At 47.1% G+C, this 433-nt stretch carries 1 protein-coding gene; it reads left to right on the plus strand.

Going from position 1 to position 433, the window contains the following annotated elements:
• On the plus strand, positions 1-433 hold a 433-nt coding region (locus tag IC21_RS00610), incomplete at both ends, for a UPF0236 family transposase-like protein (RefSeq protein WP_035180224.1).

Below are 433 nucleotides of genomic sequence, written 5' to 3' on the forward strand. Positions count from 1 at the left end.
TTCTGATGCAAAAAGTTTTTACACAATGGGTTGGGGACGTATTTGAGAAGTTAGATCAAACGATTAGACTGAAGAAACAGGCGGAAGGCTGGAAGTACTGCCGGAGTGATTACAGGAGCGTTCAGTTTCTATTTGGAAGTGTGAATTTTAAACGCTCATTGATGCATGACAAGAGAGGGGGTTCGCATTACCCTCTGGATGAATGCTTGGGGCTGGTACCACATCAGAGATACAGCCCGTTAGTGGAATTGAAGGTGGCAGAGCTGGCAAGCGAGAACACCTATCGGAAGGTAGCTGATGTTTTAAAAGAATGGACAGCAGTGAGCCTTAGTCACACAACTGTAGGGAAAATGGTGAAACGCGTAGGAAAAACACAGGCGGAAGCTGACAGGGCACTTGTAGAAGAGCTGGAAGTAGCTGCCTCACTGCCTGG

The sequence above is a fragment of the Heyndrickxia coagulans DSM 1 = ATCC 7050 genome (assembly GCF_000290615.1).
Classification (GTDB): Bacteria; Bacillota; Bacilli; order Bacillales; family Bacillaceae_C; genus Weizmannia; species Weizmannia coagulans.